Raw genomic sequence first — 18,527 nt, 5'->3', positions numbered from 1 at the left:
ATCCGTCCATAGACTACTAAATCGCTCTAGCTCCCTCATCTGATGTCGGCATAATAATTTAGTTGTGAATAGGGGGATTTGAGCAATGGCTGACTCTTCTACCCATGATTTATCTAGCAATACTCCAGAAAATAATCTTTCAACGAACGAGGATCTCTCAGAACTTCGGAGTTTGCTTCTTGGTTTTGAGCAAAGCGAACTTGATAAACTGCATGAGCGACTAAATAATCCCAATATTCATGCAGAGGATATCAGCCAACTGCTTCCAGAGGCGATTATCCTACGGACAATGCGAGATAAGCAGCTAAGCGAAGCAATCGTGCCAACGGTTGAAGAAGCGATTCATTTATCGGTCACAAAAGACCTGAATATCCTGTCAGAGGCGATTTTCCCCGTAATCGGCCCTGCCACGCGCAAAGCGATCGCAACTGCTTTAGAAACTACAGTCCAGTCCCTCAATCAAACTGTTGAACACAGCTTGTCTCCACAAGGCTTTAAGTGGAGATTGGAAGCTTTACAGACAGGAAAATCATTTGCCGAAGTTGTTCTTCTCCGCACTCTTCTCTATCGAGTTGAACAAGTTTTTTTGATTCATAAAAAAACTGGATTGTTACTTCAGCACGTAGTAGCGCCAAACGTAGCCGCTCAGGATGCAGACTTAGTTTCAGCGATGTTAACAGCGATCCGGGATTTTGTCCAAGACTCTTTTAGCGTACAAACCGGCGATTCCCTAGAAACGTTGCAGTTTGGCGAACTCACTATCTGGATTGAACCTGGTCCGCAGGCAATATTAGCAGGGATTATCCGGGGAAATGCACCCAAAGAATTTAAGTTAGTTTTCCAAGAAGTAATAGAAAAAATTCACCTCAAATACGACCAAAAATTTAATTCGTTTGAGGGAGATACTGCTCCCTTTGAAGGCAGCACGCTTTATCTTGAAGATTGCTTTCAGGCCCAGTATCAACCCAAAAAGACAAAACCTTCTCCTGTTCTATGGATTTTATTAAGCTCTATATTAATAGCTTTGGGTAGCTGGTTCTTTTTTGACTTCATAGAGAAACAGCGATGGACAGCGTATTTGGAAAAATTAAATGCTCAGCCAGGAATGACCGTAGTTACTTCCGAGAAACGTCGGGGAAAATATTTTATTTCCGGACTTCGAGATCCTTTGGCGGCAGATCCAATCAAGATCATGAAAGAATCAAATATTAATCCCAAAATAGTTATTAGCCGCTGGGAGCCTTACTTATCTTTTTATCCAAAATTTACTGAAATTAGAGCGAAAGACTTGCTTCAACCTCCGGCAACTGTATCTTTAATCGTTGATGAAAAGGGCACTCTTCGTGCTGAAGGTTCTGCTCCTTATCAATGGATTATTGAAACCAGAAAACTGGTGCGAGCAATTCCCGGAATTAATAAATTTGACGAAAAAAATCTTATTGAGATGGAACTTAAAGAACTTGAGCTTAGTGAAAACAAGATCGAAAAGCAGTTACTCTTTTTTACAGAGGGAAGTACACAACTTGAACCGGGTCAGGAAATAATGATAAAAAACCTAATAAAAGAAGTTCAAAAACTTATCGATACCGCGCCTTATTTAGGTAAAGCTGTCCAGATTGAAATTTTAGGACACGCTAATAAAATAGGCTCGGAGCAGAGAAATATGATCCTAAGCCAAGGGCGTGCCGATGCGATCCTTTCTACTCTAGTTTCGCAAGGAATAAAGAAAACCCATCTTTCTGCGGTGGGTGTAGGCACAAAAGAAATTTTGGATAAAGAAACGACCCAACAGGATCGAGCATTGAATCGCAGCGTCTCTTTCAAGGTAATAATAACTGATACCTCCAAAAAAGAGATAACTCAGTGATGATACAGAAAAAAATGTGTATGGTGGGTGCCTTCGCCACCGGAAAAACGAGTTTAGTCTCACGGTTTGTTAAAAGTATTTACTCTGATACTTATCAAACGACTGTGGGAGTAAAAATAGACAAAAAATCACTCAATATTGGAGGGAAAGAATTAAATCTTATTCTTTGGGATCTTTACGGAGAAGACGAATTTCAAAAAGTTCGGATGTCTTACCTGCGAGGTTCGTCAGGCTATTTCCTGGTAGCTGATGGAACCCGCCGCACTACCTTAGATAAAGCTTTTACACTTCAAAAAAGAGTAGAAGATACGATTGGCACCCTTCCCTTCATTTTGGTACTCAACAAATCGGATTTGACGGAGGAATGGGATATTGATGATACGGCAATGGACGAAATAGTAGAAAGAGGTTGGCTGGTCGTTAAAAGCAGCGCAAAAACAGGTTTAGGTGTAGAAGAAGCTTTTCTAACGCTTGCGAAGAAAATGATAGAGGCATAGATGCTTGACCTCCCTTCGCCAATTCTGAATTATATTCACACTTTGGCTGTTGAAAATCGTTCTCCAGCCTATCTCCTGGTAGAAAAAGATGGTCGCTTGTCAGATTGGGGCGGGAAACTGGAAGCCTATGGAGTGAATGATTTGCAAAAAGGAGAATATATCGGGAAACAAGTCTTTTTTCTAGAAGGTCTTTTTCCCCTGAACGGTTCTCCTATCTGTATCCCTTGCATGAAAACGGAATATGGGCTTTCCGCAGATGTCCATCTTGTACCTGGCGAAGAGAGAGACTGGGTATTGCTATTAGATGCAACCTTGGAAGAAAGCCAGCACCGTCTGATGCAACAACAAGGAAACGAATTGAACCTTTTGCGAGAGGAACACTGTAAAATATTAAATCAATATTTTGGGAAGGATATTACCCAATTGCCACAAACGTTGCTGACTCTTCAAGAGAGAGGAGAACGGCGGGATGTTACTATTCTTTCCATCCATATTTGTGGACTCACTTCCTACAGTGAAAATAACCCTCCAGAAGTAGTTTTTAAAACATTAAATTTATGTATCCCTATTATGATACAGATACTTATTGATGAAGCTGGGATAGTCAATAAAATAACTGGAGATGTAATAACGGCTTTCTTTGGGGTTATTGCCTCAACGGGATGTCCTAAAAATCAGGCAATAAAAGCTGCACGAGACATAATTGAGGCCATTGCAGAGATAGGTGAAGCGAGGAAAGGCGAGCTTGGTTTAACTCTCGAAATCGCTATTGGTATCGCTTCGGGACCCGTTACTTTCGGTATTTTGGGTAGCAAAGGTAGCAGAATGTTCACTGCTATTGGCTACTATGTTAATTTAGCAGCTTGCTTGGAAAGTCAGGCACGTCCCAGCGAGATTCTCATCGACGAAAATACATTTCAAGAGCTTGATGAGATAAAAAAAGATTTTTTAGAAAATATCCTTCTATTAAAAGGAATTGTTGAACCTATACGAACTTATTCTTGCCTGGTGAAATGATGAATGAATCTATTACGGACGACCTTTTTGCTGCCCTTAATGTTGTAGTTTTAGAACGTCTGGATAATGGCTATTTTGCAATAGTTGGTACAAAACCAGATTGGTTTAATTATTTCTATGTAGATATTACGCAGGAACCAGATAGATTAAATTTGGGTCAGCAATTTCCTTTTCTAGACAATTTTCTCATTGATGCTGAAGATTTCTGGGCGACCAAGGGTACAGAACCTCTAAGATCGGGGCTTTGGACAGAGATAAATGTATTGGGAAACGAATGCCATCTAGAGGCATCAGCGGTTTGCCTGAAAGATAAGAAAATACTCTTGATTGAGTGTTTGGGAATTGCTTATGAAGAGAAACAGTCTCTGATCCAAAAAGCCAGACAAAATAATTTAACTTATCAACATCTGATTAAAGAGATACAGAAAAAAGAAATTCTGCTTCACTGCTTTGTACACGACATAGCAGGACAACTAACGGGACTTAACTGCTGCTTTGCACTTCTTGCTTTAGACAATCTGACACCCAAAGGCAGAGAACGTCTAGAAATTGGGAGGAAGCAATGTACCAAGCAAGAGATGTTGATTCAGGAAATATTGAAGGCATTTTCTGCCGAGGTAAAATCACTAGAGGCTTTTTCACTCGATCCTGCTCACGCTCCAGATGCAATGATTTGTGCAATGGAAGTGGTAGATGCTTTATTACCAACTTTTACATTCCATAAAATGCAGTTGCAATTGGCTGCTGACATTAATAGCTCGAAAGATTGGAAGGTAGTTGGGGAAAACTCGCGTTTGGAGAGAGTTCTTTTTAACTTAGTAGAAAATGCTCTTAGACATAGTCCATCTGGTTCTACTGTGACAGTTAACCTCAAAGAAGATGGAGAATTTATTTTGGTGAGTGTGGACGATGAGGGTTTTGGTGTACCGCCGGAGCTTTCAAAAAATTTGTTTCAAAAATTTTCTCAAGGTACAGAGAAAGCTGGCAAAGCCGGTTTAGGACTTTATTTTTGTCGGATTACGGTTGAACGCTGGGGTGGCAGTATTGGTTATTCACCCCGTAGTGAACGAGGTTCCCGATTTTGGTTTCGGCTCCCTAGACCCATTGTGCAATCATAGATTTGGATTTTAACTATCTACAAAATTTTTCGGTCGGAGAAGTTGGATGGTTCATTGCTATGAACTAAGAACTATCAAGAGCCTACGTTTATTGACACCTACTTACGTAGTATTGATTACGGTAAAAAGCGATCGCTCTTAGTTTTTTGCACTCAAAGTGATTTCAATCTGGCAGCAATATCGTAAAATCTGAGTGAGCTCGTGCGGGAGAAAGCGTAAAATGGACAGTCGAGTGTACGAATTTGACCAGACGCAGAACCAGCTGATTCGGGATCTTGCTCAGAAAATGCGCTTTGTTAGCTACTTTCTGATCGCTTTAGGGGTGCTTCTGGTTATAGATGGGATTGTCAGTATCGCAAAAGGTGAAATTGGCGGCATTATCACTGGCGTTGTTCAAATCTTCATTGGTTTATGGACAAGTAAAGCAGCCTCTTCTTTCCAGCTTATTGTCGATACTCAGGGAAGCGATATGGAAAATTTGATTGGTGCCCTTGGGGAACTTAGAAAACTTTATACACTCCAATACTGGCTGATATTGATAGCGGTCTTCTTTGTTGCTGTTGCACTAATTATGACAGTGATTTTTGGAACATTCCAAGTCACTCGATGACAGACGGTTGAGCGTTTCTTGGGATGGGAAATAAGTTCAGAAATAGGCAATATATCGCTTTTTTCACCTATTTTTGAATCTTTAATTCTTAATTCCTCGCTCGCCATAGCGCAGTAGCCTTTCCAAAGTTGCCAAACGGTTATCCCAAACTTGAACTTGGTAGGGCTGCTCTATACCTTCCTGTTTCATCCATTGATTGAACTGAAATTTAAAAGCTTGGAGTGAAATTTTCGCCTTTGCCAGATTATTCGCAGAAGGATTCGCAGCCAGCTGATTCAGTGTATTTGAGAGAGTCTCTGATTGTTTGCGCCATTCCGAGAGTGCTGGTTCCTTAATCCCAAACTGGTTAGTTTCTAAAAGAAAATCCCATTCTTTTTGGAGTGCCGCGTAACGAGTCGCAGCGGCTAGGAAAGGTTGGCGATAAGGTAATGGTTCTGTGGATGATTTTATTTCCCTCCCCTGAGTGCGGCGGAAGATTCCTTGCAGATTTTCGTTGAGATTTTCGGCGGCAAATAGAGCGTAACCGCTGGCAGGAAAATTCCGCAGCGCTTGTATTTGATCGATTGCCACAACATCTGGCAGATTCAGTAAACGAATCGAGGGCAAAACTAGAGTTGAACCCAGTAAAGCCTGAGTAAGTAAAGGCTGTGCCAAACTCTGGAGTTTGTTAGTATCTAAAGCGTAAGTCATCGGCACCAGCAAATCTACATCTCCGCGCTGCGCCCAGACTTCCCAATGTTGTTGTAGTTTTTGCAAGCGCTCAGTTTCAGGAAAAGGAAACACTGCCGCTGACACAATCAGGTTCGGTTTTAAGGCGCGTAGGCTTTTCGATGCATCTGCTACAAAACTGTTAATGGCATTGGTGCGAAATTGCGTCCACTTTTGCCATAGATTGCGATCTTTCGGCGAAATCTTTGCCGGATCGACCCCGTGTAACTGCTGAAATTGCTGACGAGCGGCTGTACCGTAGCCAAAAGCATAACCCGCACGGGGATCTTGAAAAGGATAGCGAATGTAATCGAACTGAATGCCATCCACTTGATAGTTTGTGGCAATTTCCCCCAACATCTGTATTAAGTAGCGCCGTACCTCCGGATTCGCCGGATCGAGAAACGTTTTTCCCGAACCCAAGTGGAACAAACGCCCCCGGTTATCGTAGCCTGCCCAGGTGGGATGCAGATCGAGTACCGGGCCGGGATACTCTTTCGGAAGCTTGACTAAGGTGTTATGACGCTGGTTGCCGACGGCGAAAATCCATACCCAGGCGTGCAACTCCATGCCGCGCTCATGAGCGAGTTTGACTGCGCTAGCTAGGGGGTCCCAGCCGCGTACCAAAGGATTCTGAATCTGAGCGACGCGACTGGGATAAATGGGATATCCCGCATTGACTGTTTCAAAAAAGACCGTGTTAAACCCTGCCGCTGCTAGTCGGTCGAAAATTTTTGCTAATTTTTGCTCCGAACCAGCGCTGACAATGGTACCCCGATCTAACCACATCGCCCGAATTTCTGACTGTCCTTGGGGTCGGTCGGTGGGATAGTTGTCCCAGAGAGTTCGTCGCGCCTGGAGCCATTGCTGTCGGGCAGCGCTGTAGTCTTTTTGGGCAACTAGCTGAAGAAATTGTTGCAACCCTGTCCGGGCAGTTTTGAGGGCTGATTCCTGATTAGAGCGTGAAGAAGTTTGAGCGATGAGCTTGGTTTGGGTTGAGGAATTATTTCCGTTTGCCGTTCCCACCTTGTTCGTGGCGTTGGCAGTTAACATTGCACTCTCAAAGCGTCCGATGAGCGCTTCCAACTCCTGGCGCATGGCGGTTGCTTGTCCGCCTGTGATGAGCTGGGAGCTTGGTTTTACTTCGAGTCCAGGTGGAGCCACTAAACCATCGGCGTTGACGTCTGCGGCTTGGGTTGCTGGGGCAGGAGGGAAAAGGATAGGGGTTCCCGACTGGGTGCGGGAAGCGGCAGGCGTCCCACCTGCCGCAGTCCCTGGAGAAACGGAATTCGTTGAATTTGGCTGCCCGTTTGGCGGGCGTGGTGTGGCAGCCGCAGTGGTTCCGGCTGGGGAGGAACACTGCTGGGGCGCATTGGTTGGTGCATTTTTGGCTGTTCTCACTCCCCCGTAGCGGTTCAGGGATGCCCGCAACCATGCGCTATCCAGGTTTGGGCTAGAGGCAGTATCGACGCCCCAACGCCAGCCCAGAAAGACCGAGCGATCGGTGGTTACGACCGCCGGTGGATTCTCAACCGACTTCCAGACAGCAGCGGTTTGACTGGTCAATCCAGCGGGAATGATTACACCCCCCTGGGCGGTTCCGGCAAGTCCGTTCTGTTGCACCCAACCCTGATTTTTAGCGGGTGCGGGTGCCAAGGTGGAGGGGCTTTGTAAACCGAATCCCCAGTAAGCGCCAAAGAGCGATCGCAATTGCGATCGCACATTCGCTTGGGAAAGCGTGCCTAAAGGCCCAGTAGCGATCGCTCGCCCGCCTTTACCCATCCATTCTTGGATTGCTTGTACCTGTACAGCACTTAGGGTTTCAACATTCGGTAAAAATAAAACCTGTGTCCCTGCTAAATCTGCCGCCTGCCGGACTTGTTGTAAATCCACCACACAGTAGGCAACACCACTTAGTCCTAGGCGGGTTGTAATCCCCTCCCATTGGTTAGCATTGTCCTGGGTTTTCACGACTCCCAGTACACCCGGTGCGGCACCGGCAGGAAAAGAATTAAAAAATAAACAGGAAAAATTTACAACTAAAAATACCCAATTCCAAGCCTGAGATTTTTCCTTTCCCTGGCGTTCCCGCTTCAAACCAAAACCACTCCTCAACACAAGCTGCTCCTGAAATAGCTGTTAGCGATTAGCTTTTCATCCTTAGCCATCAGTTATCAGTCATTACCCACAAACTAACGACTCATGACGAATCACCAATGACTTCTTTTAACAGCCAAGGGCTAATCGCTCATTCTAAGCAACGACCTCAGTTAGTCGCAACAAACTAATGACGAATGGCTAAGGACAAATCACAATGACCTTTTGACAGCGAACCGCTGGTTCTAAGCAACGACTTCGTTCACTGGAAAGCGGTCAATTAGATGAATTGCCCGATAGGCATTGCGCTGTAACGAATCTGAAATGTGAGGCACATGAGGAATTTGAGATAAGAAATCCACCGTCCGTCGCAATACTCGGACAACATCCCCTTCATCTAAGCTGGTGTTGGAGCAGAGTTGATCCCATTGAACCCCTAACGCCCACTGTTCCACCAAACCTGTTAAGTCATACTCCATCCAGACTGGTAGCGCTACGCGATACCGCCGCTGTAGCTGGAAGAGGTTGCGCCGCAAGCCCCGCAAACCTCCCAAAGCTTCGTCCATCTCAGCCGGTGCATCGTAGTGCGTCCAGCTATCCGGTCGCATCGTTTCGGTCACAAAGGAGGCACAAGCAGCGGCTAAGTGGTGGGGATCTAACTCGTCGAGTTTACCCGACATCAGGGCTAAAGCCATCCACAGCTCGTTGTCACCCCGAATCGCAGCAGCGGCTTCTCCTAGGGGTGTCGGCATCACGCCCTCTAGCCCGCCCATGCGTTGCAAAATTTCAATCAAGTCCATAAATTCTTCCCAGTGGCGTGCCAGGCTGTCTTGGAACAAGCTCTGAAGCTGGGAAATTTGGTCTAGTAATCCCTCTCGGCGCTGCTGGCGCTTGAGGAGGGCGGCGGGATTGCCCCATTGATGGGCAGGGTGATTTTGCAGTTGCGCTTCCACTGCGGCTACTTGCTGCTGTTGCGCGACCACTTCTGGGGCGGTATCTTCTTCGAGATCCGCGTCCGGACGACCGCAAGCGTCGTTCCGACAAGCCCAGCCAATTTGACGGGCAATGACCTCTGTGGATTCGGTGCCCTTTTTGCAATGACCGGGTTTTATCGGCATTTCCGGCGGGGGCTGTACGGATTTAACATTGGACACGCGGGGTAATTGGCTGCAAGCGACGACATCGGCAGCAGTGACTACATACCAGCGGTTATCTGCACCTAAGCAAATTAGATAGGGCGATTGACCGGAACCGCGTGTCTTGGTGACTAAGACAGCGGGTACAGGAGAAGACACCGGAATGTGTTTCCCTTTTAAACTCAACAACGTACCGGGTTCTACAGAAGCGATCGCCATCGCAATTTCCCGCGATCGCTCGGCTTCGGCTTGAGTTTGTAAAATTTTCAGTAATCGGCGTTCTTCTCTAAGACGTTCCTGAAGCTTTTCATACTGTTGCAGGCTCTTATCGTCTACTGATGCCAGATCCGCTTCGATTTTTGCCAGTTCCTCGGATAAGTCAGCGATCGCTTTCCGAGTGGGTTCCAGATGCACGGTCGCCAAATACTGCCCGAAGCTGCGTTCTACTAATTCTCTCGCTTCTTCCAGACTATGAGTTTGCAGCAAGTTCAAAACCATGCCGTAGCTGGGGGTAAACTGGCTCACCAATGGGTCAGGCCCGTTGGTTGCCAAATAAGCCGCTTCCTTTGAGCCTTCAAAAGGCGTCTGCAAGGTCACTACATGACCCGTGGTGTCCATCCCCCGACGTCCGGCACGACCCGACATTTGCATAAATTCGCTGGGCGTCAGCAGTCGGTGTCCCCGGTCGGTGCGTTTGGAAAGGCTAGAAACCACGGTTGTTCGCGCAGGCATATTAATCCCCGCAGCCAGGGTTTCGGTGGCAAATACCACTTTTACCAAGCCCTCTTGAAACAGTTCTTCGACCAAACCTTTCCATGCTGGTAAAATTCCGGCGTGGTGAGAGGAAATCCCGCGCAGCAACGGTTCAACCCCGCCGCTACGGGCTGCTTCTGGATTGTGGGCTAAAAATGCTTCAACTTTCTGTTTTAAAAGTTTTGCTTCTTGTTCGTTTACCAGCGTCACTTCCCGCAATTCATCCACCGCCTTGTCACAACCCCGGCGGCTGAAGATAAAGTAAATTGCTGGCAGCATATCCCGTTTCCACAAATGGCTCAGGACATAAACTAAACTTGGGCTGTCTTGCTTTTTGCCTTTTTCTTTAGTTTGTGGGCGCTTGGGCTTGAGTCGCGGATTTATTTTTTTTTGCGAGTCATCAAGGAGGGGAAACAGTCCTTTGGGATTGCAGAAATGAAACTGCAAGGGAACGGGACGAAAATCGGAGTAGATGAGCTTGGTGGGACCATGAACCCGATTTAACCAGTCGGTGAGTTGATCGCTGTTGGCGACCGTTGCCGAAAGCGCCACCAACTGTATTTCGTGGGGACAATAAATAATGGATTCTTCCCAAACCGTGCCCCGCTGTCGGTCGTTCATGTAGTGGCATTCATCTAACACCACGGCTTCTACACCCGTGAGGGAGGTGCCGACTTCGCCGATGCGGGTGCCATAGAGCATATTCCGGAAAATTTCCGTGGTCATCACTAAGACTGGAGCATCCCGGTTGATGGACGTATCGCCGGTCAATAACCCTACCCGGTCAGCCCCAAAGCGATCGCGGAAGTCCCGTAATTTCTGGTTTGATAGCGCTTTCAGGGGTGTAGTGTAAAATACCCGCTTGCCGCGACTCAGGGCGCGGTAAATGGCGTATTCCCCAATCAGCGTTTTTCCCGACCCGGTAGGGGCACACACAACGACCGAGCAATCGGCATTTAACGCCGCGATCGCTTCCTGCTGAAACCGATCCAGTTCAAAGGGAAATAAGGTCTTGAGGTCTAGCTCTGGTATGGTAGTGGGCACGGTACGGTCAAATAGTTCCATTAAAAAATTGCAAACAGAATTCAGCCAAATCTCGCCATCAACTGTCTTCTTGTGCTTCCTTTAATTCTAAAGGACTTCCCAGGAATAAATTATCTTAACAATGGCTCTAGGGACGCGGTATTCAATGGCTCCCAATGATGGCACATCGCTATTTTTTTAGGGAATTCCTTTCAGTGCAAATTAGCACCCAATCGGCGGGATGCACCAGATTATCGACTTATCGATTTCGATCATGACGCTTGCCCTGAGAATCGTGACGCTATTTGCTTTTCTAGGTGCCATTTCCCGAAGCTAGCCTCTCAAGTCACTTGAAACCGCTTTACGAAACTTCAAGTTTATTTGTAGCGGCAGAATAATAGAGCAATTGTCACTATAATAAATAATATAGCTAAAATTCATGGAAAATCTCGATCGAAAAGCCTGAATTATCGCCAATACCTGTCTGTTTCTATTTAAATCTTTCTTCTGCTTTCTCTGGCAAATTTGACGCTTTTTAAATATTTTCTGAAAAGCCTCTCGATCGCGATCTAAGTTAGCCTTTTTCCATCGTCGGCAATTCCCACATCTTCTGATGAAAAGGAACTGTAGGGTAGAGGATGTAACGAGCGATACAGCGATTGCCAGCAGAGCTACGGCTATGCGAAATTGCGATCGCTCAAAAAGATGAAATCTAAAATCGTCCTTTTGGCGGATAGATAAAAGCTGCGTTTAATCCTGACCCAGGCAACTGGAATGGGAAGAAATGGGTATGCACTTCTCAAAAAAGGCAGAAGTCGGATTCAAGATGATAGGCAAGAATTTTTATCGGTACTGATTCAGCAGTCAATTTGCCGTGTTGGGTTTCGTACCTCACCCCTCCACGCCCCCCAACCGACAAAATGACACCGACAAAATGACATAGTTGAATTCGGTTCTCCTGCTAACTAACTGAATTGGTTTTCTAGTACCCAGTCCGAATGGGCGGGTTCCAAACCCCCCAAACAGCCCTCAGTCCCTTATTTATCCTTTTTAAACGTCGGTGCCACAAGCCAACGGACACTACCCTGCCAGCATGACGGTGACGGATACCGCTCACCGAAAAATTTCCGATGGAAACCGGATCATCTATCAGCGATTGAAACAGGCGCTGAGTCTTGGTTTGCGTCGCCAAATTTTTGTGGCGGTATGCGACGACCTCACCTTGAGAAATCGTCTGGCTGCCCGATTACACGCAGAATTGGCGATTTCGGAAGACGGAAGAAGAAACAAGTCCAATCGCACTCATTCATCCTTCCTGCCGAATCCTGGCTCCTTCCAAGGCTACCCCCGACTGGTTAGCCTGAACTTAAACTTGAGCCAGCCGCATCCCATCGCTCAGATCAATCGCTGGTTAGCCAAACACCCGCCCCCTGACAACAACCCACCCGGATTTCAAATTTTGGGGGTGGAACTATTAACCAAGCAGCCAGCAACGGTACAGGGATTATTTCTGCGCTCTCTCAGGGGTATTGAGCGCAGTTTGCCGCGCTTAGAATCTAGCTTGTTGCTGTGGATGCCTCGCCCTTGGTTCCGGGCGATTCAGCAGTCGGCACCTGAGTTTTGGCGGTGTCACACCGGCTTGTTTGAGTTTGAAGGGGAACCCACGCCTGTATCAGAAGAGACGTGGTATCCGTCTCTACAATTCTCAGCGCCCCGCGAACAAGCTGCTGAGCAAGAGACGGCTGTACCTCAAGAAAATCTGTGGCACATTCTGAACCGCGACTTCGCGAAATATAGCGAAACCCGTTCGGAAAATCCAGTTTCAGGCAATGATTCTGGTAAGGAAGAGGTAGAAGCGACGCCTCCGAGAGACGAATCTCAGCATCCGGCAACAAATTCGCTAACTGATGCTTCTCCCCTACAGGAATCAGAAGAAAAGAGCGATGAATCAGCATCCATTCATCCTTCCCAATCTGAAGCCCCTCATCAGGCGATTGAGAATTTGCCTCAGGTGCAATCGTTGCAGGAAATTGCTCAATTACAGCAGCAATCCTGTCCGCCAGAGGCACTTGCTGAAGCTTATCTGAGGCTGGGGAATCATTACCGCGATCTGATTGAACTCGAACAATCAAATACCTCGCAAGAAAACCTGATCGTTGCCATCCAAGCTTACGAACAGGCATTGAGTTGGCTAGAGGCAGATTCGCCGCTGGTACCGGATACCCTTAATGACTTGGGCAATCTCTACTGGATGCTAGCTCGCTATCCAAGCAAAGTCGAGGAGATGCTTGTCTATCTGGAGCAAGGGATTCAAGCGTATCAAACCGCTTTAACCACCTTCAATCCCGATGAAGCGCCCCACACCTATGCCATGATTCAAAATAATTTGGGGGCAGCATACGGGGAAGTGGCTCGTTATCGAGATGCTGCCGAGAACTTGCAATACTCGATTGGCGCTTATCAGGAAGCTTTGCGCTATCGTCCTTCCCAGATGGAGCCGCTCAAATATGCGGCGACGCACAATAATTTGGGTACGGCTTACTGGCATTTAGCACAGCAGCAGCAGCCGGTGACAAACTTGCAACAAGCGATCGCATCTTATACAGAAGCGCTGTTGTATTACAATCCGGAGCAAGAGTCGCTTAGCTGGGCAATGCTGCAAAACAACATCGGCACCGCCTACTGGAATCTCGCCCAGTACGAACAACCCGCAACCTATTTAAAACTTGCTATCGACGCTTACTTGAATGGACTAAAATATCGGACGCCAGATGTAGTCCCGGCAGCTTGCGCGGCGACGCAGAATAATTTGGGTACGGCTTACTGGCATTTGGCAAGCCAGATAGAAACTAAGGTGGAGGCGCGACAGGAATATTTGCACTCGTGTATTACAGCCTATGAAACTGCGATCGCGCTTGTCCACCGGCTGAGCCAAAACACTCCCCCAGTGCCGGTTACGTTTGATGCCTCTGCCACCTACAATAATTTGGGGCTGGCTCACTACCAGATGGCGACGGATAAGCAGTTCGCTTTGGCTCAGGGTTCCCTGTTAGAGCATCTAGAGGCAGCGTTACACAACCATTTACAAGCGTTGCGGGGCTTTAGCGCTCAACCCGATGCCTACGAATCCACTTTGTCTTATGTTGTGCAGACAATCCGGGCGTTTTTCCGCGAACGTGGCTTACAAGGTCAAAATCTCGCCCTTTCTAAGGTTCCAGGTAAGCTGTTGCCAGAATTACTGCGGCGGTTGTAATTTTCCAATGCACTGAATCAATCTGCTTGTGTAGAAATCGCAATCCATTTGAGCTGTGAGACGTTAGCCCTTCAGATCCTCGACTTCAAGAGAAGTCGGGGATTTCTTCTTTGGAAATCATTTAGCAGTGCTAGAGCTTGGAATCTAAAGCAAAATCGCGATCTTGCTAACGAAAAATTATTTTCATTTATTCCAAGATATTGAAGAAAATGAAGCTTTCCCAGACTCCTGCTACACTATTGTGGGGAATGAAGCTATGAAAAATTTTCTGGAGGCTGAATTAGTTACTGACTTGTTAATAATGACTTTCAAAAGTTTTAATGAGTTATTAATTGCCTAAAGCTAATTGAAACCATTTTTATGAATGGTGGAAGCCAGTTTATTCTTCTTAGTGGGGGCACTGCCATGCCGTGTCCCTAGCGCTCCCTCCATCAATTTGCCGTCACCCAATATCCCTAAATCTATACCGTGCAGAACATACCTCAAGATGATTCACCGAATGTTCCTGTCCAAAGAAATTGGTATTTAGTGACATTAACTCAGGTGTCGAAGCGTGAATTATTTTGCAAGCAAATTTTACACGCGATAGAACAAGAGAAACTACAAGATGTGATTTTAAGAGTGGAAATGCCAAAAGAATCTGTATATCAGAATTTGGTATTGCTGGAAACAACGAGTTTCAAAGCTCTACGCGATCGCTTGCGACAGCTAGACTACGATCCCAAAATTTCGCCTAAACCCTTAACTTCCGAGCAAGTTAACCGGATGTTGGGCTTATAAAAAAGCAGTAGGGGCAGGAAAACAATCCTGCCCCTACGTTTATGGATTAGCGGAGAAAATCGGTAACTTTAACGACCGGAAACGGCTAAAGCGCCAGCGATCGCGGAAACGATTCCAGACACAGTTGCCGTACCAAACAGCCACCAAGCGGCAGAGGCAGCAGCTTTGCGAGTTTCTTCTGCCTGCCGCTGCGCTTGATACTTCACTTCGTCTAAGCGGCGTTGCGCTTCCTGTTGGAGGCGATCCACCCGTTGCAGGACGCTGTTGCGTGCGCCTTCAATTTGATCGACGAGCCGGTTAGCATCTTCCTCGGAGATGTCCTCGCGGGAAGACATGATGGCAACCAGAGTATTGCGATCGAAATGGGAGAGGCGATCGCGCAAGGCATCAAACCCAGCTTGCGGATCGTCAAACAACTTGCGAACATCTTTCTTGATGCTGTCATAGTTGAGTTCCGGGCGATCCAGCGAGTTGAGGTAGTTGCGAATTTGGGCAAAAATCCCGTCAATCGTCTGTTGAATTCGCCGTTGAATGCTGCGAATTTGCTCCACAAATTGATCGCGTACCGAGAGGACTTGATCCACAATTCGGGCAGCTTCTTCCTCAGAGATATCCTGCCGTTGCGACAGCAGAGAGATCATCGTGTCGCGGTCGATGTGAGATAGGCGATCGGTCAGACTCTCAACTCCGGTGCGCGGATCGTGCAGCAACAACTGCAAATCGCGCTTAATTGCTTCTGGGTTGAGTTCGTCTTTGCCAGTATTCCGCAGGTAGTCTTGTAGCGTGCTTTGGAAATCTTGGATTTGTGCCTGCGTCCGGGTGGCAAGGCGACGAGGCGCTCTGACGATGTTTTTGATCGTACCCTGCACCTGATCGATGACCTGATTTACTTGCTCTTCGCTTAGGTCTTGCCGTTGACTCAGTAGCTTCACCAGGGTATCGCGGTCTACTTGAGATAGCCGTTGCCGCAGTGCCGTCGCACCTTCTCTGGGATCGGAGAGCAGCCTGGTCAAATCCCGCTGGATGCCTTCGGGATTCAGTTCGTCTTTACCAGTGTTCCGCAGGTAATCTGCTAGAGCCGTGCTGGTTTTGTCTACCTGCTCTTTGGCTTTATCTACGACCATTTGCGGTGCTTGGACAACGCTGCTCCAAGAATGTTGCACCTGATCGATGATTTGATTTACCTGGTCCTCGCTCAAGTCTTGTCGCTGACTCAGTAGCTGAACTAAGGTATCGCGGTCAAAGCGAGAAGCTCTCGACCGAAGAGCCCACATTCCTGCCTGCGGGTCGTTCAGGAGAGTTTTGATATCTCGCTGGATGCCTTCAGGATTCAGTTCGTCTTTGCCAGTGTTCCGCAGATAGGACTCTAAATTGACCCACACTGCCTCGGTTTCCGATTGAATTCGGTCTCGGAGGGCTTGGGATTCGATCAGCACCCGATCGCGTGATTGTTCTAAATTCGTAGCGATCGCGTCAGCTTCTGTCTCGCCGATGTCTTCGCGTCCCCGCAGCAATTGCATCAAGGCATAGCGATCGTACAAAGCAAGACGACGCTCAAGGGTGTCATGGTCGGCATCTGCGTCTTCTAGCACCTTTTTGAAATTGTCGTTAACGCCTTCTGCGCTCAGTTCTGTCTTGGGTGCTGTTCGGATATAATCTTCAACTCGGCGGCGCAGGTCTTGCGTCCTTTCTTCTTCTTCAGCCGCCCGCACTGTCACCAAAACTTCTTGCCGGATGCCTTCCAATTGATCGGAAATGTCGTTGATTTTGTCTTGGGTAAAGACGCCCCGTTGTTGCAACAGGTTGGCAAAATATGACTTGTCTAGTTGCTCCAATTCCCGGCGAATTGTCCCCGGATCTCCTTGGGGGTCGTAGATGACTTCTTTGAATTCCCGGTTAAGTCCTGGTCGGGTAATCTGCCAGGAGTACGTGTTGAGCAGGTAGTTGTCTACATCTGCTCGAATGGTGCTGTAGGGGAGTTCTGGTTTAACTCCTGCTTGAGTCGCTAGTTTGTCGGTTTGCTCGGTTACTTTGTCTTTAGCTTTCGAGAGGGAACTTAAGATGGTTTGCACATCTAAATCTGAGAGATCTGTGCGTCCCATTGCTAATCCCATCAGGGTCGTTAAACCCTGCTGAACGCTTAGCTGAATTGGACCAGGAGCTGCGTCGTCGACTGCTTTTTGATCGGCTTTTTTAGAGTCGCGCGTCTCTGCAATCAGCTGGTCGAGTTTGGCGTTGATATCATCTGACTTCACTTGACCCGGTTGTGCAGACTTGAGATAGTTGAGCAGTTCGCCCATCCGATCGGTTTGTTGCTCTCGCGATCCCACGGCTTGCCGCCACACGCCTTCGAGTTGGTCTACGATGCGGTTAATGTCGCGTTTCGAGAGGTCTGTGCGATCGCTTACCAAATTTACAAATGTTTGGCGGTCGATGTTGCGAAGATTATCGGTGTTAGCGATCGCTTTTAGTTGCGGGTCGTTGAGCAATCTTTCAAATTCACCCCGAATCTTTTGTATATCGAGTTCAGGGGGACGCAAGGACCCTAAATAATCCTCCAGCGTCTCGCGGATGCTGGCAGGATCGATTCCCGATCCCAGTTCTCGCCGCACGGCTGCTGCTGCTGCCTCTGCGGTTGACACAACTTGATTATTCACAGCTTGTGCGCCGATTGCTGCGGTTGCTGTGCCGACAATTGCTTGGAAGCCGCTGGTTGCAGTATTAACAACTGAACCCACTAACGATCCCACTGTCGTTGAACTTACCCAAAATAGCAGGCAGAAGTAGGTTGCCCAAATTACCAGACCGATAATGGCACCCAAGCCGCCACTGCTAATCAAGCTCAGTTTCACTGCCAGGAAACACGCGATCGCTAACGCAATGGTGACTGTCACCAGCGTCCAAATTCCGACTGCTGTCCCTATTTTGCGAATTGTACCTCCCAAACTTCCAGATTCATCCCGATCGGAATCTGAATCTGATTGATGACCCAAGTAAGAGATCCCGGCTGCGACTGAGAGGTTGGTTAACAATAATTGCAACGCAAAAGCTAACACTATCCCAGAAATCAGCGCTACAAAAAATTGAGGCCCTGAAAAGACAAGTGCCGCTTCTTCTGGAGTATTCACCGTTGGATCGACTGGTGTAACTTGAGCGAGCCAAAATAGGGTTTTGTACATTCCCATGAGTATTCCCGTACTCTCAAACATGATATTTTCTTCCTCAAAGCAAATCCCGCGCAAATTATAAATTAAGGTATGTTGAGTGGTCAAAATCTGCAAAAAAGACCACACTCTGAAACACCCGTTTGTCAAAAAAACGGGTGATTATCTTTCTGGTTTCTTTGTACTCATCTACTTAAGTAGTAACTCTGTATGTATCGCCTAACTCCTCTCTGTACGCCAGAATCGTCGAATCGGTCACTACAAAGCATCCTCCTGAGGTCTGAAATGTATACCTATGGCAGGATGGAGAGAGTAAGGGAGTAAGACGCGAGCAATAAAAATACATTTGCAGACCTTTTCCTAAAACACGCTGCTGCTTCTTTCCATAAGCACCTTTATCTAGGCGATCTGCTCCGAAACCATGACGTACAGTTTAACTTAAGGAGTTGAACAATAACCTTTAATGAAAGGTTATCTTCTATCCAAATTTTAGGAACTGAATCA

The 18,527-nt window shown here is 47.1% G+C and carries 10 protein-coding genes; 7 read left to right on the top strand and 3 right to left on the bottom strand.

Annotated features, from left to right (window positions below):
- Positions 1-85 precede the first annotated feature (85 nt).
- From NC997_RS17275 to NC997_RS17255, 5 genes are all read left to right on the top strand, one after another.
- Positions 86-1,867, top strand: a complete 1,782-nt coding sequence (locus NC997_RS17275; RefSeq protein ID WP_190526477.1) for an OmpA family protein — start codon at positions 86-88, stop codon at positions 1,865-1,867.
- Entirely contained in the window at positions 1,867-2,364 is a 498-nt protein-coding gene (locus tag NC997_RS17270) for a Rab family GTPase (RefSeq protein WP_190526529.1), read from the top strand. The genes NC997_RS17275 and NC997_RS17270 overlap by 1 nt, the downstream gene beginning before the upstream one ends.
- The gene (locus NC997_RS17265) at positions 2,365-3,381 is read left to right on the top strand and encodes an adenylate/guanylate cyclase domain-containing protein (protein ID WP_190526475.1); all 1,017 of its coding nucleotides are present in this window, start codon (positions 2,365-2,367) and stop codon (positions 3,379-3,381) included.
- Positions 3,378-4,499, top strand: coding sequence for a HAMP domain-containing sensor histidine kinase (locus tag NC997_RS17260; RefSeq protein ID WP_199306126.1), 1,122 nt, complete (start codon positions 3,378-3,380; stop codon positions 4,497-4,499). The genes NC997_RS17265 and NC997_RS17260 overlap by 4 nt, the downstream gene beginning before the upstream one ends.
- A gap of 220 nt (positions 4,500-4,719) precedes the next feature.
- Entirely contained in the window at positions 4,720-5,109 is a 390-nt protein-coding gene (locus NC997_RS17255; RefSeq protein ID WP_190411312.1) for a hypothetical protein, read from the top strand.
- Between the two features lie 81 nt (positions 5,110-5,190).
- Here NC997_RS17255 and NC997_RS17250 read toward each other — a convergent pair whose 3' ends face one another.
- Positions 5,191-7,935, bottom strand: coding sequence for a family 10 glycosylhydrolase (locus tag NC997_RS17250; RefSeq protein WP_348257813.1), 2,745 nt, complete (start codon positions 7,933-7,935; stop codon positions 5,191-5,193).
- A 224-nt stretch (positions 7,936-8,159) separates the two neighbouring features.
- Positions 8,160-10,868 (bottom strand): RNA helicase, encoded by a 2,709-nt coding sequence (locus NC997_RS17245; protein WP_190435553.1) that lies wholly within the window; start codon positions 10,866-10,868, stop codon positions 8,160-8,162.
- Positions 10,869-11,919: 1,051 nt separating this feature from the next.
- On the opposite strand from NC997_RS17245, the gene NC997_RS17240 reads away from it, so the two are divergent.
- Entirely contained in the window at positions 11,920-14,079 is a 2,160-nt protein-coding gene (locus tag NC997_RS17240; protein ID WP_190526522.1) for a tetratricopeptide repeat protein, read from the top strand.
- A 468-nt stretch (positions 14,080-14,547) separates the two neighbouring features.
- Positions 14,548-14,859, top strand: a complete 312-nt coding sequence (locus NC997_RS17235; RefSeq protein ID WP_190411315.1) for a chromosome segregation ATPase — start codon at positions 14,548-14,550, stop codon at positions 14,857-14,859.
- Positions 14,860-14,927: 68 nt separating this feature from the next.
- On the opposite strand, the gene NC997_RS17230 is transcribed toward NC997_RS17235, so the two are convergent.
- Positions 14,928-18,068, bottom strand: coding sequence for an MFS transporter (locus tag NC997_RS17230; protein ID WP_190526473.1), 3,141 nt, complete (start codon positions 18,066-18,068; stop codon positions 14,928-14,930).
- Between the last annotated feature and the right edge of the window lie 459 nt (positions 18,069-18,527).

Source organism: Trichocoleus sp. DQ-A2 (assembly GCF_039961915.1).
Lineage (GTDB): Bacteria > Cyanobacteriota > Cyanobacteriia > Cyanobacteriales > FACHB-T130 > FACHB-T130.
Note: the sequence above shows the minus strand (reverse complement) of the source record. Positions and strands in the feature narration are given on the sequence as shown.